This is a genomic window from Metallosphaera javensis (ex Hofmann et al. 2022), assembly GCF_022064045.1.
GTDB classification, from domain to species: domain Archaea; phylum Thermoproteota; class Thermoprotei_A; order Sulfolobales; family Sulfolobaceae; genus Metallosphaera; species Metallosphaera javensis.
Window position 1 is genome coordinate 89,532 of the sequence record NZ_JAKNCW010000001.1, and the last position, 21,587, is coordinate 111,118.

Below are 21,587 nucleotides of genomic sequence, written 5' to 3' on the forward strand. Positions count from 1 at the left end.
AATTTTGGCTTGGGGTATTAATGTATAACTCCCCTAGCCTCGTTGAGCCTATTCAAAAGACGCTCATAGCTATCTATAGCCCTTCCTATGATCGCCTTATATTGACCTAGATATGCTTTGGGATTTAATATCCTTTCGAGTTCTTCGCGCGAGAACGTGGAGGAAATCATCTTGTCCTTCATTGCCTCTTCCAAGAGACTGGTATTCTCTTTTCTGGCCTCTCTGGAAATCCTGCTAACCATCTCATGGGCTTTATGCCTAGGTATTCCCTTCAGTGTGAGGTTGATCATCAGGCTCTCCGCCATGTTTAATCCTTTACTTAGCTCAAGGTTCCTTTCCATGGCCTCCAAGTTGACTCTCAGGTTAGATAACAATTCATAGAAACTATCCATCATTTCATCCATGATAAGGAAGGCGTGAGAGATGATGAATCTCTCACTGGAACTGTTTGTTAAATCCCTCTCATGCCATAGGGGTATATTCTCCAGTTCCGATATCACCATTCCTCTCAGTAGCTTGGAGAGCCCGCTTATTTTCTCAGCAGTCACGGGGTTCTCCTTGTGGGGCATGGTGCTACTACCCACTCTCTCTCCAACTCCCTCCGCTATTTCCCCGATCTCTGGCCTCATGAGCTCCCTCACCTCTATTGCAAACCTATCCATAACCGAACCGGCTATGGCAAGATCGCTGATCAGCTCAGCAAACCCGTCCCTAGGTGCAACCTGTGTGGATATGGAATGTGGACTTAGGTTAAGCTTCTCCATCACAAGCTGTTCTATCCTAAGTCCATCCTTTCCCCAGCTGGCCATGGTACCAACGGCTCCGCTCATTTTACCTAGTACTACCCTCTTCTCAACCTCAACAAGTCTTTCCAGAGACCTTGTCATTTCATACAGGTAGTTTGCGAACTTGAATCCTAAGGTTATTGGTACTGCGTGTTGAGCGTGAGTCCTGCCCACCATAACTTGGTCTTGATATCTCAGAGTTAGATCCTTCAGCTTCTCCAATGATTTGATCATCTTATCCTTCAGGATCGATAGTGCATCCCTGAACATGAGAGCGTAGGCCGTGTCCACAATGTCATAGCTTGTCGCACCAAAATGAACAAATCTACCCGCATCCCCAGCCCTCTCAGCCATGGATACCACGAGGGCCATCACATCATGTCCAAGTTTGGCCTCCAACTTATCCACCTCCTCAGGAGTGATACTCTCTGAGGCTTTCTCCACCTTGACGTACTCGTCTTCAGATAGGTAACCCAGTTCCTTCAACGCATGAAGTAAGGCTAGCTCCACCCTGATCCTGTACTTGATCATTCCTTCCCTCGTGAATATTCTTCTCATCTCCTCGCTACCATACCTCCAATCTATGGGGCAGACAACATCCATACTCTTTGCAAGATCAAGGAAGTTTAAAAGTACATTTCCTTATTCTAAGCCTCGAGATGCTATTACTCACCCTAGCAAGTCACTCGTCCCTTCAGATCCTTCACGGAGCCAAGAGAGAGGGCTTTGAAACAGGAATTGTCGTAAGCACCAAAAGGGAAAGTTTTTACAGAAGATTCAGTTTCATAGACAATTTCTACGTATACTCTGATGAAGATCAGGCTGTAGATAAGATTAATAGCACTTCAAATTCGGTATTTGTACCTCATGGAAGTCTAATAGAATACATAGGCATGGAGAGGGTCTCACGAATAAGAACGCCGATTTTTGGCAACAGAAACCTGTTCCCGTGGGAATCCAACCAAACCAAGAAGATGAAATTACTTGAATTAAGTAACATAAAAACGCCAATGAAATTCGAAAGTCCTGAGGACGTTGACAGAATGGTTATAGTGAAATTACCTGGGGCTAAGGGTGGTAGAGGGTATTTTATAGCTAGGAATAAACAGGAAGTTAAGGAAGGGATAAAGAGGCTCTTGGAAAAGCGACTTATCAATAATGTCGAAGATCTGATCATCCAAGAATACGTAGTTGGAATTCCTATGTACTTTCAATTCTTCTATAGTCCCGTTCTACAACGTGTGGAGATGACAGGGATTGATATCAGATATGAGTCAAATGTGGACGGTTTGAGGAGGCTTCCCAGCGATTTGAGAGTGGAACCAACCTTTGTGGTTGCAGGAAATATACCTGCTGTAGCTAGAGAGAGTATATTGCCGTCGGTGTATGAATACGCTGAGAATTTTGTTAGGACCACAAGAAACATTGTACCTCCGGGAGCCATAGGGCCTTTCTGTCTCGAATCAGTGGTTACGGATACGCTAGATGTGGTGGTCTTCGAATTCTCCGGAAGAATCGTGGCTGGAACTAACCTTTACGTAGACGGGAGTCCGTATAGCTGGCTCTATTGGGATGAACCCATGAGCGTAGGCAGGAGGATAGGGAGAGAAATAAATCTAGCCCTACAGAAGAACAGGCTAAATGAGGTGACAACATGAAAATAGCTTCTGTTGCGAGCCACTCTGCACTGGACGTATTTGACGGTGCTAAGGATGAGGGATTCAGCACAATAGCGCTTTGCAAGAAGGGGAGGGAAAGGCCCTACAAGGAGTTCAAAAGGATAGTGGATGCATGCATAGTCCTCAATGATTTCAAAGAGATTTCTTCTGAGGATGTTCAGAGGAACCTGATTGAACAGGATGCACTCATCGTACCAAACAGGAGCATGGCGGTATACCTAGGTTATGACGCTATCGAAACCATGAAGGTTAAGTTCTTCGGAAACAGGATGATGCTCAGATGGGAGGAGCGAACAGGGGAGAAGAACTACTACAGGATACTCGACGAGGCTAAAATAAGGAGGCCTAGGATCCTGAAACCTGAAGAGGTAGAAGGTCCTGTCATAGCCAAGATACCTGAGGCAAAAAGAAGGGTTGAAAGAGGATTCTTCTTCGCCGCCAACAGGGAAGATTTTCAGGAGAAACTGAGAAACCTAGAGAGGGACGGAATCATAGATCAGCAAGGAATATCACAGATGGTTATAGAGGAGTTTATTTTTGGAGCGTACTTCAATGTTAACTATTTCTACTCACCAGTATTTGACAGAGTTGAAATAATTAGCGTTGACAGAAGAATTCAAAGTGACTGGGATTCGTATTATCGACTTCCCTTTGATATACAGAGCAAACTGGGAAGATATCCCAGATTAATTGAGGTCGGTCATGAGCCGGCAACAATTAGGGAGAGCATGCTTGAGAGGCTATTCGAGGCAGGTTACTCGTTTGTCGAAGCCACCAGAAAACTGGAAAAAAGAGGCATAATAGGCCCGTTTACATTACAACTGGCAGTTACTCCTGACCTAGACATAGTGGTCTTTGATGTGGCTCCCAGAATAGGTGGAGGGACTAACGCCTATATGGGAATAGGGAGCCAGTACTCCAAGTTATATTTCGGTAGGCCCATCAGCCTTGGGAGAAGAATTGCCATAGAAATCAAAGAGGCTATGCAGAAAAGGGAGCTCGAGAGCGTTACAAGTTAATTAATAATTGAGTTTTATCTATATAGAGAATGTAATTGTTCTGTTTACTGGCCCTATTAACACCGTTTTTATCATGATAAATCCTCTACGTTAAGGTTTTTATATTATGGAAGGAGATTAACCAAAACGGTGTTTAATGTTAGATATTTTGGTTGGAGGTTTTTATGGAGACGAAGGTAAGGGAAAGATAGCTTCATATCTAGGTTTAAACGGCGGATATTCCCTTGCGATAAGGACAGGATCCATAAATGCGGGCCATACGGTATCATATAACGGTAGGACGTGGAAAATCAGGATAATACCCTCGGCCTTCGTCAATCCTAAAGTTAAACTGGCCCTAGGCCCAGGAGCCCTTACAAGCGTAGAGCAACTGACTAAGGAATTGAATGAAACTGGATCTGCGGAGAGGTTCGTGATGGACCCGCACGTTGGGATAATCACCCAAGAAGAGGTAGAGGAGGAGAGAAGGGACGAGTACCTAATGAAGGTAATAGGTAGTACCGGTCAGGGGGTAGGAACTTCGGAGGCTAAGAGAGTTCTAAGAAAACTAAAACTGGCTAAGGATTTTAAAGATCTAGAGAAATATATTTCAAATGTGCCAGATACTGCCCTAGAATATATAGAGAAGGGTGAAAAGGTTCTAGGCGAGGGAAGTCAGGGAACGTACTTGAGCCTATATCACGGAGAATACCCCTTTGTCACCAGCAGGAATACCACATCAGGAGGGGTTTTAAGCGAGATTGGGCTGGGACCCAAATACGTGAACCAGATCATCATCATCTTCAAGTCGTTCGTGACTAGGGTAGGAGAGGGGTACCTAGAGAACGAATTACCCAAAGAGAAGGCTGAAGAGATGGGACTTGTGGAGAGAGGAACTGTCACTGGTAGAATGAGGAGAGCTGCACCCTTTAACCTAACACTTGCCAGAAAGGCAATTCAGCTTAATTCGGCCACACAGATCGCCATAACCAAGCTAGACGCTATCTTCAAGGATGCAAAGGGGGTAAGGGAATACTCTAAGCTGCCAAGGGAGGCTAAGATGTGGATTGAGGATCTAGAAAACGAGCTTAAGGTTCCTGTGACGCTAATTGGTACGGGAGAGGATTCCTTAGACACCATAGATCTCCGGAAGGAGAAGGTTGGTGAGTAGCATGGAGTATGATGTAGTAATCATAGGGGGAGGTCCCGCAGGCTTATTTGCGGCATATGAGATAGCCAACGCCATACCTAAGAACGGAGAATACAGGGTTCTTCTACTGGATAAGGGAGTAAGGGCATCTAGAAGGAGTTGCCCGTTGCTCACGCCCAAGGAAAAGTGCACCTTCTGTACACCGTGTCACATAAACTACGGTCTGGGAGGAGCAGGAACATTCAGTAGCGGGATAATAAACCTCAGACCGGATATAGGTGGAGAGCTTCACGAGATAATGAGAAGCTGGGAGAAAGCACAAAACCTAGTTAACTATATTGACGACGTTTTCGTGAAGTTTGGTGCTCCTAAGGACAGGCTATTTAGACCTAACGAGGAGAGGGTCAAAGAAGTCCAGAGAAAAGCAGCTAAGGCTGGAGCAGAATTCGTTCCCATTGTCCAGAGGCATATAGGCACGGACAAGAGTCCCCTCGTAATAGAAGAGATGACAAATTACGTGGAGAAAAACGGAATAAAAATCTCAGAGCTTACCGAAGTTTATCAACTGGAGAAGAAAGGGAATATGTTCAATCTCAAGACCAATAAGGGAGAGATAGAAGCCAAGACAGTGCTAGCTGCGCCAGGTAGATCTGGTGCCAAATGGTTCTACGATCAGGCCAAGAGGCTGGGCGTAGATATGGTATCAGGGCCTCTTGATATAGGCGTTAGAGTAGAAGTGGAATCGTTCATCATGGAGGATTTAACTAGTGCGGTCTGGGATCCCAAGGTTATTATGTACACTAGGAAGTACGACGATAAGGTTAGGACTTTCTGCGTAAATCCGGGAGGATTCATCATGAAGGAGGTCTACGACGACGGCACCATTGGTGTTAATGGTGAGACGTATGTGGATAAAAAAAGCCGAAATACAAACTTTGCGTTCTTAGCTACAGTAAAGCTATCAGACCCACTAGAGGATACCATTGAGTATGGGAAGAGTGTAGCGAGATTGATGACAAGGTTGGGAGGAGAAAAGCCAATTCTTCAGAGGCTCATAGACTTTGAGAAAGGTAGAAGAAGCACGTGGGAGAGAATAGGAAGGTCCACAGTTAAACCCACGCTCAAGGATGTGACACCGGGAGACATCAGTATGGGAATGCCCTACAGGGTTGTCGCTGATTTGGTTGAAGGTCTTGAGAGACTGGACAACATGGCTTCAGGAATTTATTCGTCCAACACGCTACTTTACGCTCCAGAAATAAAGTATTACAGCATGAAAGCTGTCGTGGATAGCAATATGGAAACAGTTGTGGATAACCTGTATGCAGCAGGAGATGGCGCGGGTCTCTCAAGAGGCATAAACATAGCAGCGGCGACAGGAGTTTTAGCTGCTAGAGGAATACTCAACAAGCTGGGAATAGATTATTTAGACATCAAGAAATAACGGGTTTTTAATCCCCTAATCTCGTTATATAATTATGGAACTTAACGATACCCAAATAAACCTCCTCATGGAACTCCAATACAACTTCCCTTTCGACGAAAAACCCTTTGATGTGATCGCAAATAGACTAAATCTAAAAACGGACCTTGTTCTTAAGGAAACTCTCAATCTTGTAGATTCTGAAATTATAAAAAGAGTTGGAATGTATGTCAATTTTAGATCCAAGGGGATGGAAGGGGCCCTGATAGCAGCTGCTATACCTTTGGATCAGCTAGATAGGTTTAGGAGGGAGGCACTCCACATCAGGGAGCTCACTCACAACTTCATCAGAAACCATCCAAGATATAACGTATGGTACGTACTTAAGGCTGAATCAAAGGAAGCTCTGGAGCGGAAGGTCAGGGATCTAATGGAGGAAGTGAAGGCTGAGGATTACGTGATTCTGTTCTCCAAGAGGAATCTGAAACTAAGCGTTAAGTATGATTTGATACGCGGAATATCGTGGAGCAAGAACGAGAAAACTCCCGAAAAAATACCAACAGCGGAGGAGCTGGGGCTTAACATGGAGTTCCTGAAGGCTCTATCCTATCCACTCCCCATAGTAGAAAGGCCTTTCAAAAGCCTTGCAGAGAAATTTGGATATAGCGAGTCTGAGCTGGTGGATCTAATTTCCGAATTAAGGTCAAAACATGTCATCAAGGATTACGGAGCTACCATAAACGGAGAGAAAGTGGGAATCACTGAAAACGCCATGTTGCTCATAAACACCGATAATATTGAGGAATCGTGTAATCGAATAGCGGAAAATCTGAATGAGGCCACACACGTAGTGTTGAGAGAGAGCAATAAGCCATGGGACTACCTATGTTACTGTATGTTGCACGGTAAAAGTAAGTCGGTGATAAGGGAGGCCTCCATGAAGGCGTTGGGGATAACTGGGGCCAGGAGCTACATGCTCCTCTATAGCCTAGACAATCTAAAACCTGGAATAGTCATGTAGCGGGCACTGTAATGTAGCTTCCCACTATTTTTAGTTCCTGTGTAACCTCGGATAACTCGTCAAGAAGTCCCATCCGCCTAGTTTCTGCTATACTTCCCTCGAACTCTAGGTAAAAGTAATAATTCCATGGTATTATCTTAGTTGGCCTAGAGTATATCATTGAGAGATTGATATTATGAAGGTAGAATTTCTCTAAAACCTTGAATAGCGAACCGGGAACGTCAGGAACCGTGAAAAGTACAATGCTCCTTTCGCCGTCCTCGGTTAAATTTCTGGACACCACAAGGAATCTAGTAATGTTAACTCCGTCCTGAATGTTCTCCTTAAGGATTTTCAACCCGTAGAGACTGGCAGCAAACCTGGAGCATATGGCAGCGGAATGCCTGTCCTCCAACGCCAGTTGAGCTGCCTTAGACGTGCTGTTTACGGGAATAAAATTGGTGAGACCAAGTTTTGACAGGGTATTTCTAGCTTCATGAATGGCATGATTATGGGAGTACACCCTCGTTATCGATTGAAGATTCGCATCTGGCCTTGAAGCTAGGACTAGATCTATCTTCATGTCTATTCTCTTGTTTACGTATATACCTTGCCTTGTATAGAGATTATCCAGGGTCTCATTAACTGGCCCCTCCAGTGTATTTTCTACAGGGACTACCCCTATTCCACCCATAGATACCCTGTCAAATATTTCGGATATGGAGGGCACCTCGACATGACTTCCATCAATTTTAAGTGCAGCCTCGTGCGAGAAACTACCCTTGGGACCTAGATAATAAATTCCATCTGGATCAACCGTGGTCATGTCAAGGATTCCGATTATTAAGAATTTCGGATAAGGAGAAGAACACAGTAAAAACATTCTACTCTATGAGTTTCACTTCTATATTCTCGTTCTGAAGACTTACTATAAACTTTCCAAGATCCTCCTGTTCCGCTACTTCAAACATGACGTATATCTTTGTGTATCCAGGCAATACGTCGCTACTAACTCTATCATGAACGACATCAATTATATTTCCTCTTATTTGGGCCACGTAATTGAGAACCTTATTAAGATAGCCTGGTTTGTCTGGAACTATTACCCTTGCCTTAACAATTCTCTTGGTCTTGTACAATGTCTTATCTATGATCCTTGCTAGGAGAGATAAATCCACGTTACCTCCGCTCAGGAAAGTCATCACTTTCTTGCCTCTTGCCTCCACTTTGCCACTAAGTAGTGCCGCCAGGGATGCGGCACCTGCAGGCTCTACGACCGTCTTATTTCTCTCTAGCAACATCATCATGGCCCAAGCTATCTCCTCATCATCAACCAAAACTATGTCATCCACATACTCCGAGATAATTTCAAATGTAAGGGAGGAAGGAGACTTGACCAGAATTCCATCTGCAATTGAATAGGAGGGTTCTATATCGGTCAACCTTCCGAGCTCCTTGGAAATCTTCAAGGATGGGGACGCATAGGACTGTACGCCTATAACCCTTGTGTTGGGATTAATTCCCTTTAGGGCAACAGCCACTCCGGAAATCAGGCCACCGCCCCCTATGGGAACTATCACTACATCTGGTTTCTCCTTAGCCATCTCCAGCCCAGCAGTTCCTTGACCAGCAATTATTAACGGATCGTCATACGGATGCACCAAGGTTAAGTTCCTCTCCCGTATTAATTCCTCGGCCTTCTTCATGCTCTCATGAATAAACTTACCGTATAGAATCACCTCCGCGCCGTAACCCTTGGTGGCCTTATACTTGGAAATTGGAGCCGTTTCAGGCATAACAATGGTTGACCTTATACCCAGTGTCATCGCAGCATACGCCACTCCCTGAGCGTGATTACCTGCGGAAACTGCAATCACACCTCTTTTCCTTTCCTCCTCCTTCATTTCCAAGATCTTGTTAAAGGCTCCCCTTACCTTGAAGGATCCAGTCTTCTGTAAGTTCTCGAGCTTAAGATAAACTTCAGACTGTGTCATCCTCGAGAAAGTGGTAGAGTAGTCCACAGGAGTATCATGGATATAGGGGGAAATCCTCTCCTTTGCCCTAAATATATCATCTAGAATTTTTCGCATCATCAGTAAAACCCTGCCCTCTTCATCGATCAGCGATCGAAGACTTCTTCACCACATATGGATTTATCGCTGAGCTTTTTATACGTCTCTTCCAGCGTTTCGGGGAGGACTTTTGTGTTTCCTATCACCGGCATAAAGTTCGAGTCCCCGTTCCATCTAGGTACCACGTGAATGTGAATATGTTGCTCGATCCCGGCCCCAGCTACCCTTCCGATATTAATTCCCACATTAAAACCGTCAGGCGTATACACGTCCCTCAGTGATTTCACCGCCTTAGAGGTCAAGGCAATTAGCTCTGAGCTTTCTTCGGGATCAAGAAGCTCCAGCGATGGAACGTGCCTGTATGGAACCACCATAAGATGACCTGGATTATATGGGTACTTATTGAGGATGATAAACGCCCTTTTCCCCCTACATACCACCAGGTTCTCCTGATCCCTGTTCTCACTTGTAACCCTACAGAAAAGACAACCCTCTTGTTTTCCCTTAGATGCATCCATGATATACTTGGAGCGCCAAGGCGCCCACAAATGATCCATGGAGTGTTTTTATTGAAGCAGATTATTAAGAAGTTTTATTCTTCGGCATCCCTTATACCTGTATTGGTTATACTGAATACGACCTCTCCCTCTGGGAGATGAGGTGCGTCCACCATCCTAGCTATTCTCCTATTGCCTCTGCTCTTCTTTATCTGAACTCTTATCCCTGGAACATGATACAACGTGTGTCCGCCCACAGCCACTGTTGGATCCCCATAGAACATGTCTGGCCTTGCCATAACTTGGTTGGTGACTATTACGGCCAGATCGTAGATCTCTGCCAGTCTCACAAGTTGATGTAGATGTCTATTAAGCTTCTGTTGCCTCACAGCTAAGTTCTCCCTTCCTGAATATTCTGCCCTAAAGTGAGATGTTATTGAATCTACCACGACCAGTTTAATGGAATTATCCTTGGCTATGATGTCCTGCAGTTCCTCTACTATGGCTATTTGGTGATCAGTATTTATGGCCCTTATGCTCATTATGTTCTGCAGAACATCCTTGGGTTCTAGCCCTAGCGCAGATGCCATTGCCTTTATTCTCTCTGTCCTGAACGTTCCCTCGGTATCTATGTACAATGCTTTGCCAGACAACCCGCCCCTCTCTGGAGGAAGTTGAACGTTAACTGAGACTTGATGGCATATCTGAGTCTTCCCTGATCCGAATTCTCCAAACAGTTCTGTCATGGTCCTAGTTTCTATACCTCCTCCCAGAAGTCCATCTAGAGCCTGACTTCCGGTGGTAATTTTCTTAACGCTGGCCCTCTCCTGTTCTATCTCAAGAGCTGTCTTGAACCTGATATCCAGAGCGTCCCTGGCCTCCTTGATAATACGTTGAGCTGTGGTCAGTGGTATACCGGCTGCTGTGCTCAAGTCCTGGGGAGACGCAACTGCTATAGATTCTAGAGTTGAATACCCGGCTTCTGTGAGCTTATTGAGTACCGCCTGACCTACTCCCGACAGATCCTTCACTGTCTTGATCCTTTTCTTCTCCTCTACTTGGTCTGCCATTTTTCCACCACTTCACCTTTTTCTAAAGTTAATACACCCGTGCATAACAATAAATATTTACTTATCATTATCCTCCGGCCCTTAAATACCATCCTATATCTAGATCCGGTATTATCTCAGTTCCTTTTTTCCGAGATCTGAGGGTAATAAAGGCTACAAAATCGCTGTGTCCATCGATTAATAACCCCTTTCTGAAATTGTATGTCTCCTTCACTGTCACTGTCCTTCCGTAAAGTATTTTTTCAATTATCCTATCCGGTAAGCGAACCCTGTGTGAACACGACTTGGCCATGTAGTCGCCAAGAGCTAGAAGAGGCACTAGTTTTCTTCCCCTCCTCAAGAGAAGAGGTAAACCTATCATCTCAACCTTTACGTCCCTTCTCATGATACCTTCCAGTATGTTGGGGTCACCCATTGTCCCGTAGATAATATCCCCTATCTCATACAGTTCAAAGTTCGCGGGAAAGCGATCACATCCGTATTCATGAAGGGCCCGGGAAAATTGCTCCGTCCTAACCTTTCTCACTCTTTCTTCAGCAGACAAATGAAAAATCCCTCCGTGTGTTGCAGGTGAGGATAGGTCCTAATACATCCGCTGAGTTCTGGGGAGAACGAGATACCCTTAAAACTGGTTAATCCCCTCTCTCCAGGTATTCCATGAATCCTTTCTACCTTCATACCAAGATACTTGACTGCGAAATCAACTATCACCTCGTCCTCCTCTGGGGCAATACTGCATGTGGAGTAAACCATGAACCCTCCTCTCCTGAGTACCCTGAACCCTGACACCAAGAGAGTTAGTTGGGTTCGTTGAAAATTTTTCAGGTCCTCTGGTGCAGTTTTGGTTTTCCTAGAAGGATCCAGGGGTATCAACCCCTCGCCTGAGCAAGGGGCGTCAAGGAGTATCCTGTCAAACTCCATACCTAGCCTAGAAACTTCCTCTCCGCTCATCGATAACAGCACAACGTTGGATACTCCAAGCCTGGAGATGTTCGATTTTATTTTTCTTAGTCTAGATGGATTTTTTTCTACTGCCACTATGGTTCCCCTGTTGTTCATCAACTGGGCCATGTGAGTGGTCTTCCCACCCGGGGAGGAGGCCATGTCAAGCACCAGCTCACCTTCCCTGGGTGATAACACCTCGGGTGGAATCATGGAGGCCTCTCCCTGAATGTAATAGAAACCCTTCATGTACTCCACGGTTGCGCCCAGACTTGGTCTAGGAGGACTCTTTTCCACCCTGTATCCGAATCTGCTCCACCATATCTTGGTGAGGGAAAACCCCCTGTCGGCTAACCTCTTCTCCAGCTCCCCACAATTAACCTTGAGCGAGTTGCACCTTATGGATTTGGTTAAGGGTAAAGAGCAGGAGGATAGAAAATCCTCGGTTTGGTCGCCCAGAAATTCCAGATACCTCTCAACCATGTATTCCAAGAAACCATACTTATCTGCTATCCTCTTTATCTCGGGAGTAATATGATAAGTGTAAAGGAGTGACTCATGATTTTTTAGATAGGAATCAATCTCACTCATATGACCGATGTGATTGAACGTGAAATAAAAGTGAAGCTCAGTCTCGATCCGCAATTCCTGATTGATAGATTATTACAGGAAGGGTATGAGTATGTGGGCAAGGAAATTCAGGAGGACATTTACCTTAACGGAGATTCCAGAGATTTTAGGAAGACCGATGAGGCACTGAGAATACGACTTGTGAACGATAAGATAGAGCTCACCTACAAGGGGCCCAAGATGGGTTCCAAGAGTAAATCCAGGGAGGAAATAACTGTTTCCCTTGACGACAAGGAGAGCATGATAAGGATACTGGAGAAGCTTGGTTACAGAGTTGCGCAAAGCGTAAGGAAAACCCGACATGTGCTGAGGAAGGGAGAGTTCAACATATGCGTAGATACCGTGGAGGGGCTAGGTAACTTCCTCGAAATAGAGGGAATAGACGTTAAGGAGGAAAGGTTACTGGACTTCTTTAAGGAGTTCAGGTCCAAGTTTGGAATAAATGGCGAAATCATTACCAAGTCCTACTTGGAGCTAAAGGTAGAGAAACTTGCTGGCAGTTCTAACTGATTTTGGAATTTCCGACAACTACAACGCGGTAATGGAGGCGGTGATAAGGAGAGTTAACAGGGATGTTGATGTGGTCTACATCTCGCCTAACTCGAAGAACTTCAACGTAATTGCGGGGGCCTATCTCCTCTACACCGCGTACAGATATTTCAGGAAATATACCACGTTCTTAGTGGTGGTGGATCCTGGAGTAGGGACGAAGAGGAGACCCCTGGCCGTGAGGACCAGAAATTACTACTTTGTGGGTCCAGATAACGGAGTCCTTTACCCAGCGATAAGAGAGGACGGTATCCTCAGGATTCACAGTATAGACAACGAGAGAGTATATCTGTCCAAGGAAATATCCAACACATTTCATGGCAGAGATATTTTCTCCATTAGCGCAGCACTGTTAACGAGGGGGGTTCCCATGGAGACCTTAGGGGCCAAGATCGACGAAAGTGAACTGGTGAAGCTAAACCTGGAGAGCAGAAGGGAGGATGGAATGATCTGCTCAAAGGTATTCTTCGTTGACCACTTCGGTAACGTCGCGCTCTCCCTGAGAGACGCCCGAGTGAAATTTGGTGGACGGGCCAAGATAAAGGTGGGAGATAGAACGTTTACAGGAGTGGGTGCCAGAACATTCCAAGATGGGGAGAACGGTCTCATAATTTATCGAAATGGATACGGTTTCCTTGAATTAGGGTTAAATAAGGCAGATGCTTCAGTAGTGCTTAATGTAAAAGAAGGTGATGATGTCTGCATAGAGGAATCTATCCTGGAAGATTTCAGCCCTTTCACCTGGGCCACTTGAGCGTGGTCAAGTGGGGGTTGGAGAGGCTAGATGAACTGGTGATTCTGATTGGAAGCGCACAGGAGAGCCACACCCTCTCCAATCCCTTCACCGCAGGCGAGAGAATTGAGATGATCAGGAGAGCAATGAAGGCGGAGGGGATACCAGGGGATAGATACTATCTTATCCCAATACCTGATATCCTGATGAACAACGTATGGGCATATCATGTTAAGATGTATGTTCCATCGTTTGAAGCCGTTATAGCCAGAAATCCCCTGGTGTTGAGATTGTTCAAGGAGGCAGGTAGCGAGATCCTCATTCCGCCCTCATTCCACAGGGAGAAGTTCAACTCCACCCTCATCAGAAAGAACATGATAACCGGAGAAGAGTGGGAAAGCCTGGTTCCGGAGGAGGTCTCCGACTTCATAAAGAGTATTAAGGGGGATGAACGGTTAAGAGAAATAGTGGGTACTGATAAGAGGTGATATCTACGTATAGAACAGAAACTTACTACAACGTGTTTCCTTGGCACACCAATCACTTTGGATCTCTCCATGGCGGAATCTACATGAGCTGGCTCATAGATACGGCAGGAATTCTCATGTCAGGAGTAAGCCAGGGGAATTACCTTCTGGCGTCGGTGGACTACCTATACCTCTTTAAGCCTGCCAGACTGGGAGATATCCTGAGGGTTACTGCTGAGGCTAAGGCCTCGTGGAAAAGCTCTGTTGAAATTGAGGTCACGGGTTGCATCAAGAGGGGAAATACGGAGGAGCTCGGGGCAATAGGGTTGATGAGCTACGTCGCCGTTGACGAGAACGGTAGACCCAGACCCCTTAACGTTAAGATAGAGGGCGATGAAAGCGCGGAGAGAAGGCGACTCAAAAGACTGGAAAGGAAGAAAAAGGTTTCTGAGGACACGTCTGAACTTTTGCCGGGAATGACCTTTGGAAGAAGCTACATAAGAACCATTTACCCGGAACACGGTTTCGGGAACGGTATACTTTACGCCGGGAAAATGTACATGATGCTTGATGAGGCATTGGCCATAGTTGCCAAGATGTATTCCAAGGGCAACACATTCACAGCAAGCGCAGGCTCCGCTGACTTCCTCGTTCCAGTGAAGATAGGTGATATCCTGGAGATTCAGGGAGCAGTGGAATACACAGGAAATACCTCTCTGGATGTGGGGGCAAAGATATTTGCCATAAATCACTTCACCGGAACAAGAAGGCTTGTCTCCAGGACTGTGTTCTCCTTTGTATCCATAGATGAGAATGGGAAGCCTAGGCCAATACAGAAGCTAGAACCTTCCTCAGAATACGAGAGGAAGATCATGGAAGAGAGGGTTAAGGAAAGGGAGGAAAGAATAAGCATGGGTAAATCCCTCCAGAAGAGGGAATGTTACAGTTGAGCAGGAGCTGTCGGTCAGACCCCTAGGCCATTCCCTTCACGTTTTCTCTCCATAACCCCACCGCTCTCCCTATAATGTGAGCATATCTTATGGGCTCAGGATACTTTGAGACCAGTTGATATGCCTCCACCACTCTCCTGGCTTCCCCAATATCTAGGTCAGTGTACAGGTACAGGGGACCCCATCTTGTCTCTATTCTTATCAATCTCTCGAGAACCTCCATGATTTCTCCCTCCCTTTCATCCTGAAAATGGGTCCTCAGGGCCCTCCTTACCTCCTCGAGATTGGGCCTACTCCCGTAAAGGACTATGAAGTCCTTCTCCGGGATGATATAGTTGAAACCGCCATATGTCACTCCGTCATATATGGTTTTAACTCCCCAGTTAATTCTGGAGAAGACCTCCTTTGCATCTTTCCCGTCAACCGTTATCAGGTCTATCCTCACATCCCTAAGTTTCATCCCTTCAAAGAGCGTGACAACAAGGGGTGCCTTACCTTTCTGCCCCTTATACCTTAAGGGGAAATACCCATCATCCACTCCAGAAATCAGCAAACCTTTCATCACTCTCCAGGAGAGCCTTCAGTACTATCCCAGAATCCACCGCCAGAACCACTTCCTTGGTCTTACCGTACCTCCCCCTGTTTACCACCCTTGCGGAGATTATGCCCATCATATCCAGTTCATTTATTATGTCGCTTGCCCTCCTTTGGGTCACGAACTCTGAACCCATGGAGGTTGCAATATTCCTGTAGAGGTCGTAAATTTCCCCAGTGGTTAACCTTGAATTCCTGGTTAATCCCTTGATAATGGACAACAACACCAGCTTAGAGTGAAAGGGTAAAGTGGCGATCACCTCATACACGCGATCTCGCTCTATCTCTACCCTGGCCTTCTCAACCTCTTCCTCCCCAACCTGCTGTTTCCTCTCCCTCTCACTTATCTCCCCAGCAACCCTGAGAAGGTCCAAGGCCCTCCTGGCGTCCCCATGATCCCTGGCTGCTATGGCAGCACATAACTTGATAATCGGTTCAGAAACCACTCCCTCCTTGAAGGCCAGAACAGCCCTTTTCTTTAGAATATCCTCAAGTTGCTCAGCGTTGTATGGGGGGAAGACAAGCTCCTCCTCCCCCAGACTGCTCCTTACCCTTGGATCCAGTCCGTCTATAAACTTGACGTCGTTTGTTATTCCCACAATGGAGATCTTACTCTTATGCACCTCGTAGTTCACCCTTGTCAGCTTGTAGAGTATATCATCCCCATGTTTCTTGACCAGGGCATCTATTTCGTCCAGGACTATGATCATGACCCTCTCGGATCTCTCCAGAACCTTGACCATTCTTCTGTAGAGCTCCGCTGTGGAGAGACCTGTGAAGGGAACCTTATCTCCCAGAATCTCGATAATGTCCGCAAGGATCCTGTAGGGTGTGTCCGTCTGCCTGGCGTTTATATACACATACTCAAAGTTCTTCAGCTTCTTCTGTAAATTACTCAGAACATACCTGGTTACTGCTGTTTTCCCGGTCCCGGTAAGACCATAAATGAAGATGTTACTGGGCCTCTCTCCCCTGTACAGCTGTACGAGAATGCTGGCCAGCTTCTTTATCTCATTTTCTCGATGGGGCAGTTCCTCGGGAATATAATCTGGAAGAAGATACTCCCTGTTTTTAAAGATAACCGAGTTCTTAACTGAGGATAACACTTCGTCAATGATGTCACTCATACTACAGGAATCTTGATCTCAACTGATTTTAAGGATTGGTACTGGCTTTAACCGGGGAGTAAATCACCCCTCTGTTTCCACTGGAGAATCCAAGAAAAGTGGAGACACCCCTCTGTTTCCACTGGAAAAATTAGTTGAGAGTAGGTGATAAAGGAATAGAAACACGGGTTTGTATAAAAGAGCTTTATGTGGACGAAACGGGTTTGAAATAGAGTCTCCAGTGGAAATCCAGGGGTCCCTGAGTATGAATGAAGTGAATTGATCTATTCCGACTAGACACTTCTTTGAATTACAGAGAACGTATTAAGTTGGTTAGCTCGGTGGCAACGTTCTCCACTCCCTTGGAAAGGATCTCCTCACTAATCTCGAGCTCCGAGGCGAGTCTCTTCGCCTCTTCCTCCTCTATCCCCAGTTCCTGGGCTACCTTCCTCGCTGCCTGCGCTATGACCACGATGATGTCAGCTGCAAGGTTCAACTTATTCACGTCAAGGTTGTAGGTTCTGGCCCACTCCACTATGTCATCCCACTGATACGATCGCGGGGGAGGGACGAGAAGAGATACAGCTGACTGGAACTGGCTCATCCCCCCAGGAGCTGGTAGGGGGTTAAGGCCATTCCCTATGAAACCGATGAGGCCCTGGGAACCCTGGCACTCCGTAGAGCAGATCTGACTTCCCAGAACGGGTGAACCCTCAATGATGGGCATGTTACTTATCAGGCCCACAGAACTGGAGAATTGATAACCTCGAGATAATGCGGCCTTCACTCCTTCAGATAAATAGTAAAGTAAGGACGAGGGAGAGTTGGGGAAGGTTATGAGTGTTGGCCTCTGCAGAATATCATCAAGCTCCCTCAACATTACAATTCCCGGAGTTAAAGCCGGCTTCTGTGACGATATTCCTTGTATACGACCTAATATATCTGTATTGATCTCCCAGTACCTAGCTACTTCGTTCTTTACTATTACAATGTTATCGGGAATAAAATAGAAGAGAGTGGGCCACAGGTCCGCCTGTATGTACGGCACGAAATTCATTATCCCTCCAAAGGCAAACACGTTGATATATTTGGACAGAATTTCGCTTCCCTGCAGGAACGCGTTCAGAATCTTTTGCCACAAACTCTGATAAATATCATCAAGGAACATCTTCATCCCGGTCCTCTCCATCATATCCCTGCAGACCTGCTGTGCCGGACTCCGGAAGTTGTACCAGTTCTGGGGACCCCCTCCTCCAAAGGGAATCACTGCCAGTCCCGTCTCCTTGCTGTACAACCCCGGGAGAATGTTGGAGGAGACAGAAAACTTGGCCTTATACGCGTTACCTCCGTTGTAGGCCTTGAAGGCCACCACGTCGCTGGCCCACCCCTGATCAAATCCACCTATGAAGACCAGCGTTTCCTCTCCCTTGACGCTGGTCCTCACCAGTATGCCGTGCCTCACCAGGTGGGACAATTCACCATAATACTTCCTCACCTCCTCCCCTCTATTGAGGATGGCGCTCCCGCTAAACTCAAACGGCGATATGAGCGAGGGGTAGACAATGTAACTTTTGGGCGAGTTCCCGTACCTCTTCATTACACCTCCCATGTAATTGATAAGGCATTGTTCCTGCTGGGTTATCTGTAAAATTGAATTACCAACGTAACCCAGTATTCCAAGGTCACCTAGTAGGGACCTCAGGGATTCTTCTCCTACATTAATGCTCATAAATGTAAATTCTACCAGAATCCTATATAAGCATTATTCATATATACTCTGTAGTCACATATAGAATAGTAAGTGTAAATGGTTAAGGGGTTCCTTGGTGAAGGATGAGAAGAAGGAGAATCAGAAAGTTCATTTACCAAGAGTTTTAGACTTTATTCAATTGAGAGACCCTCACTTTATGGTGGTAGATTTATAAACAGATCAGCATTATCATATAATGGGCCGGTAGCTCAGCCTGGAAGAGTGCGCGGTCGGCATCCGCGAGGTCCCGGGTTCAAATCCCGGCCGGTCCACTCCATCCATTCCACCTCTTCATCACAGATTAATCGCTGTAAAATATGGGCTTCGTGAGATGTCTGTATTTCCTGGTCTGGTAAATCCCTAGGCTGATACCCCTCTCGGCCTCCCTTGACACTTTCTCCCCAAAGAACCTGTGACCGCACTTTCTGCATCTAAACCCCTTTCCCTTTCCCGCAGATTCGGAGGAACTACCGCAGAGCGGGCACCTGGGATTCTTCACCTCCACCTTCCTCACCAGTGCGGTCACCTCCACCTTCTCAGGTTCCACGACCATCCCATACTTCACGGAGGGCTTTACGGCTCCATACACCCTGATTCTGTCTCCAGGTAGCAACTCCCTCATAGCCCTGTTTAACTCCCCGGTTTCCTTATACACCAGGATCACAGCCTCATCGCTTAACACAACGCAATCTCCACCCCTCTCAACTTTCACGGAGTTCACGGTAACCTCCCCTACGAAACTGGAGTATGGCCTGAGCGCGGGGTTACGGAAATGGTGATCTGTTCCCTGGTTGGTCACAAACACGAGGTATCCATCCACCTTCTCATCCACCTTTATCATCTTCATCCCCTCCATCAATGAGGCCGGATCCCTTCCCCTGAGGCCAAACAGGACCGGGTCGTTTCCGTGGGAAAGCACCAGAGGTTCCATATCCACGTAATCAACGTTGGCGTATACTCTGGGAAAGTGGCTTTCATCATACTCTATCAGTGAGGACAGGTCAATGCTCCTCCTGCTCCTCCAGTTCTCCTGCGCCCTGTATGCCAGGAGCTCGTAAGTTCCCTCACCTGAAAACCCCATGGATGCAATAGATCCTATCACTCCCCTGCCTCCCCTGGTCAGAATTCCAAGCCTTTCGGACAGGGTGTTGACGTAATCAACTGTTACCACGTCCCCAACAGCTTTCCAGTAAAGATGCTCCAGTTTCCCCATGACCTCAGCCTTACCAACTGCAACTCCAGGGGATCTCCTGTAGGCCAAGCCCTGGGACACTTTCTCCACATAATTCACGGATTCGCTCCACACCATCTCCAGTAGTTCCCTTTCATCCCTATCCGTTTCCACCACGAAGGAGATAGAGGCGTTACCCCTGGTTTTCCACGGAATGTTAGGGTTTAACCTGGTGAGTCTGGGATAGCCCACCAGCTTTATGCCGTGTGTATGGAACTCTTTCAGCAAAAGCAAGGAAAAATGTGTGGTGCACCCGCCCTTGGGGGAATCATGGTCGTCAACGCCAATTACGTACCTCATTTCACTTCTTCTGGATCTTGCTCTCCATAATTATCATGGTTAGCGTTGACCTAACCTTGGGAAGCTTCCTGATGTTATTACTAATAAAATTTCTTAAAGAATCCATATCTGGCGAATCTATTTTCGCAACAATATCATAAACTCCGTACACTATGTACGTCTCGCTTACCTCGTTCATTCCCTTTAACTTGTTATAAACTTCCTCTTCCCCTCCAGGATCTGTGTTTATGAGGACAATTGCAGTTACCAAGTTCAATCCCACTAGCTTTAATAAATATAAAGTTATAAGAACTTTACGATACTCTGTGCATATATTTATCTTAGAATTTAGAGAAGACGATCCAGCTAAATGCACAGGGAGGAAGATGGTGAGGCTGGGCTTCGCGAAGCTGGTTGATAGGCCTGTGGGTGTAGTTCTGAATCCCCTGTCCGACCGAGTGTTATCTGTGGGGGACAGGGAAACCTACCTGAGCAGGGGAATCACCGTTCTAGATTCCTCCTGGAACAGATCCGATGACTCCTTTTTCCGCAAGTACGTAAGAAACGGGAGGAGGCTCCCATTGCTCTTTGCGGGAAATCCGGTAAACTACTCCAAGCCCATGAAGCTATCCTCACTGGAGGCCGTTGTGGGCTCCCTTTACATTATGGATGAGGTTGAGGAAGCTCTAAAACTCGCATCCATAATGAAGTGGGGAAAAACCTTCCTGGACCTGAACAGGGAGTTGCTGGAGGCCTATCGGGGGAAGAGCGAAGAAGAGATAGTTCATCTGGAAAACTCCTTCATTAAGGAAATAATGGGGGAGCCCAGGCAATAACCCAGCTTCTGTACTTGGGGGATTAGGCTTTGCGTATCAGGAGAGTCATTTCGCCCAATCCTCCCCTACTTGCTCAAGGGGAGATCTGCCGTTTCAACCCGCGATAGGTCTCTCACACCTCCCCCTCCGTCGCCGGAGGGAGAACATGATCATTTTCATGTGGCCTATCGCAGGTATCGTTTCTGTGCAGTTGTCGGAGCGACTAACCCCGTCCCTCGCGGGACTCCCCCAGGGCGAGAGGCTGGAGTTTCCCCAGTTTCCCGTGGCCCCCTGCCGGGCTCCCCTATTTCCTTGCCAGGTATGTTATTAAATCGCTTCTGGTAATTATGCCCAGGGGAATAAGGTCTCCCTCCACGACGAGGGTGACTGAGTACCTGGTGAGGAGCTTCATGACCTGATTTACAGGGGTGGACGAATTTACCAGGGGCGGTAATGGGGCCATAACGTCCACCGCCTTCAAGTTTCTTGAGGATGGAAGAGCAAGCTTCCTCATGAGAATGTAATCGTAAATCATTCCCATGAGTTTCCCGCCAGAGTTAACAACGGGCACCTGAGATATGTTATTGCTCTCCATCAACTCCACCACGTCCTTAACCCTGTCATCCATTTTAGCGGAGATTACGGGAGAATGCATCAGATTGACCGCTACCTCGGATACCTCAATCAGAGGCGTGAGTTCATCCAGGATCTTTCTGACCACCGAAAGCTTGGGGTCAATCTTTCCCTTCTCGATCTTGGCAATAAGGGACTGGGAAACACCCACCCTCTTGGCCAATTCCGTCTGCGTTAGCCCTGCCATCTCTCTCATTTTTCTTATATCCGATAAATTGACGAACAATTTGGAAG

General features: G+C 46.5%; 22 protein-coding genes, 1 tRNA gene, 1 other RNA gene and 1 pseudogene. 11 read left to right on the plus strand and 14 right to left on the minus strand.

All coding sequences use genetic code 11. The features are described from left to right. Positions 1–17: 17 nt before the first annotated feature. On the minus strand, positions 18–1,388 hold the full coding sequence (purB, locus tag L3N51_RS00600; RefSeq protein ID WP_238024682.1) for an adenylosuccinate lyase: 1,371 nt from the start codon (positions 1,386–1,388) through the stop codon (positions 18–20). A 56-nt stretch (positions 1,389–1,444) separates the two neighbouring features. On the opposite strand from purB, the gene L3N51_RS00605 reads away from it, so the two are divergent. The 5 genes from L3N51_RS00605 to L3N51_RS00625 all read left to right on the plus strand — a co-directional run bounded on the left by L3N51_RS00605 (position 1,445) and on the right by L3N51_RS00625 (position 7,056). Continuing rightward, positions 1,445–2,443 (plus strand): formate--phosphoribosylaminoimidazolecarboxamide ligase, encoded by a 999-nt coding sequence (locus tag L3N51_RS00605; RefSeq protein ID WP_238024683.1) that lies wholly within the window; start codon positions 1,445–1,447, stop codon positions 2,441–2,443. Then, entirely contained in the window at positions 2,440–3,483 is a 1,044-nt protein-coding gene (locus tag L3N51_RS00610; RefSeq protein ID WP_238024684.1) for a formate--phosphoribosylaminoimidazolecarboxamide ligase family protein, read from the plus strand. Before L3N51_RS00605 ends, L3N51_RS00610 begins: the two co-directional genes overlap by 4 nt. Positions 3,484–3,619: 136 nt before the next feature. Next, positions 3,620–4,633 (plus strand): adenylosuccinate synthetase, encoded by a 1,014-nt coding sequence (locus L3N51_RS00615; RefSeq protein ID WP_238024685.1) that lies wholly within the window; start codon positions 3,620–3,622, stop codon positions 4,631–4,633. A gap of 1 nt (position 4,634) precedes the next feature. Continuing rightward, entirely contained in the window at positions 4,635–6,056 is a 1,422-nt protein-coding gene (locus L3N51_RS00620) for an NAD(P)/FAD-dependent oxidoreductase (RefSeq protein ID WP_238024686.1), read from the plus strand. 34 nt (positions 6,057–6,090) lie between these two features. Further along, positions 6,091–7,056 (plus strand): Lrp/AsnC family transcriptional regulator, encoded by a 966-nt coding sequence (locus L3N51_RS00625; RefSeq protein WP_238024687.1) that lies wholly within the window; start codon positions 6,091–6,093, stop codon positions 7,054–7,056. Here L3N51_RS00625 and L3N51_RS00630 read toward each other — a convergent pair. The 6 genes from L3N51_RS00630 to L3N51_RS00655 all read right to left on the minus strand — a co-directional run bounded on the left by L3N51_RS00630 (position 7,049) and on the right by L3N51_RS00655 (position 12,207). After that, the gene (locus L3N51_RS00630) at positions 7,049–7,861 is read right to left on the minus strand and encodes a prephenate dehydratase (protein WP_238024688.1); all 813 of its coding nucleotides are present in this window, start codon (positions 7,859–7,861) and stop codon (positions 7,049–7,051) included. The two genes, L3N51_RS00625 and L3N51_RS00630, sit on opposite strands and share 8 nt — an antisense overlap. A 58-nt stretch (positions 7,862–7,919) precedes the next feature. Next, positions 7,920–9,128: a threonine ammonia-lyase gene (ilvA, locus tag L3N51_RS00635; protein WP_238024689.1), complete on the minus strand. Its 1,209-nt coding sequence runs from the start codon at positions 9,126–9,128 to the stop codon at positions 7,920–7,922. A 26-nt stretch (positions 9,129–9,154) separates the two neighbouring features. Next, positions 9,155–9,664, minus strand: coding sequence for an HIT family protein (locus L3N51_RS00640; RefSeq protein WP_238024690.1), 510 nt, complete (start codon positions 9,662–9,664; stop codon positions 9,155–9,157). A 35-nt stretch (positions 9,665–9,699) separates the two neighbouring features. Further along, positions 9,700–10,674 (minus strand): DNA repair and recombination protein RadA, encoded by a 975-nt coding sequence (radA, locus tag L3N51_RS00645; RefSeq protein WP_238024691.1) that lies wholly within the window; start codon positions 10,672–10,674, stop codon positions 9,700–9,702. 67 nt (positions 10,675–10,741) lie between these two features. Next, entirely contained in the window at positions 10,742–11,200 is a 459-nt protein-coding gene (locus tag L3N51_RS00650; RefSeq protein ID WP_238024692.1) for a hypothetical protein, read from the minus strand. After that, positions 11,197–12,207: an RsmB/NOP family class I SAM-dependent RNA methyltransferase gene (locus L3N51_RS00655; RefSeq protein WP_238024693.1), complete on the minus strand. Its 1,011-nt coding sequence runs from the start codon at positions 12,205–12,207 to the stop codon at positions 11,197–11,199. The genes L3N51_RS00650 and L3N51_RS00655 overlap by 4 nt, the downstream gene beginning before the upstream one ends. Between L3N51_RS00655 and cyaB the strand changes: the two genes are divergently transcribed. The 4 genes from cyaB to L3N51_RS00675 are packed head-to-tail and all read left to right on the plus strand — an operon-like array spanning position 12,208 to position 14,945. Next, positions 12,208–12,756, plus strand: a complete 549-nt coding sequence (cyaB, locus tag L3N51_RS00660; RefSeq protein ID WP_238024694.1) for a class IV adenylate cyclase — start codon at positions 12,208–12,210, stop codon at positions 12,754–12,756. It abuts the gene before it with no gap. A gap of 31 nt (positions 12,757–12,787) precedes the next feature. Next, positions 12,788–13,549, plus strand: coding sequence for an SAM hydrolase/SAM-dependent halogenase family protein (locus L3N51_RS00665; protein ID WP_238024884.1), 762 nt, complete (start codon positions 12,788–12,790; stop codon positions 13,547–13,549). 2 nt (positions 13,550–13,551) lie between these two features. Continuing rightward, a complete protein-coding gene (locus L3N51_RS00670) occupies positions 13,552–14,016 on the plus strand; it encodes a nicotinamide-nucleotide adenylyltransferase (protein ID WP_238024695.1) in 465 nt (154 codons plus the stop codon). Continuing rightward, a complete protein-coding gene (locus tag L3N51_RS00675) occupies positions 14,013–14,945 on the plus strand; it encodes an acyl-CoA thioesterase (RefSeq protein ID WP_238024696.1) in 933 nt (310 codons plus the stop codon). The genes L3N51_RS00670 and L3N51_RS00675 overlap by 4 nt, the downstream gene beginning before the upstream one ends. 22 nt (positions 14,946–14,967) lie before the next feature. On the opposite strand, the gene L3N51_RS00680 is transcribed toward L3N51_RS00675, so the two are convergent. The 3 genes from L3N51_RS00680 to L3N51_RS00690 all read right to left on the minus strand — a co-directional run bounded on the left by L3N51_RS00680 (position 14,968) and on the right by L3N51_RS00690 (position 18,374). Then, positions 14,968–15,507: a DUF99 family protein gene (locus L3N51_RS00680; protein WP_238024697.1), complete on the minus strand. Its 540-nt coding sequence runs from the start codon at positions 15,505–15,507 to the stop codon at positions 14,968–14,970. Beyond that, on the minus strand, positions 15,476–16,666 hold the full coding sequence (locus tag L3N51_RS00685) for a Cdc6/Cdc18 family protein (protein ID WP_238024698.1): 1,191 nt from the start codon (positions 16,664–16,666) through the stop codon (positions 15,476–15,478). The genes L3N51_RS00680 and L3N51_RS00685 overlap by 32 nt, the downstream gene beginning before the upstream one ends. 289 nt (positions 16,667–16,955) lie before the next feature. Next, entirely contained in the window at positions 16,956–18,374 is a 1,419-nt protein-coding gene (locus L3N51_RS00690; protein WP_238024699.1) for a hypothetical protein, read from the minus strand. A gap of 219 nt (positions 18,375–18,593) precedes the next feature. Between L3N51_RS00690 and L3N51_RS00695 the strand changes: the two genes are divergently transcribed. Beyond that, positions 18,594–18,667 (plus strand) — tRNA-Ala (locus L3N51_RS00695). A gap of 29 nt (positions 18,668–18,696) precedes the next feature. Here L3N51_RS00695 and L3N51_RS00700 read toward each other — a convergent pair. Beyond that, on the minus strand, positions 18,697–19,926 hold the full coding sequence (locus L3N51_RS00700; protein ID WP_238024700.1) for a tRNA(Ile)(2)-agmatinylcytidine synthase: 1,230 nt from the start codon (positions 19,924–19,926) through the stop codon (positions 18,697–18,699). A gap of 1 nt (position 19,927) precedes the next feature. Then, positions 19,928–20,176 (minus strand): Lrp/AsnC family transcriptional regulator, encoded by a 249-nt coding sequence (locus tag L3N51_RS00705; protein WP_238024701.1) that lies wholly within the window; start codon positions 20,174–20,176, stop codon positions 19,928–19,930. Here L3N51_RS00705 and L3N51_RS00710 point away from each other — a divergent pair. Beyond that, positions 20,154–20,705: pseudogene (locus tag L3N51_RS00710) on the plus strand (DUF367 family protein); the annotation flags it as partial. The gene L3N51_RS00705 and the pseudogene L3N51_RS00710 overlap by 23 nt on opposite strands. Positions 20,706–20,724: 19 nt before the next feature. On the opposite strand, the gene rnpB reads toward L3N51_RS00710, so the two are convergent. Both rnpB and L3N51_RS00720 read right to left on the minus strand, forming a co-directional pair. Then, an RNA gene (gene rnpB, locus L3N51_RS00715) (RNase P RNA component) lies at positions 20,725–21,024 on the minus strand. After that, positions 21,025–21,549 carry a CBS domain-containing protein gene (locus tag L3N51_RS00720; protein WP_238024702.1) on the minus strand — a complete coding sequence of 175 codons (525 nt, stop codon included), beginning with the start codon at positions 21,547–21,549 and terminating at the stop codon, positions 21,025–21,027. Positions 21,550–21,587 lie beyond the last annotated feature (38 nt).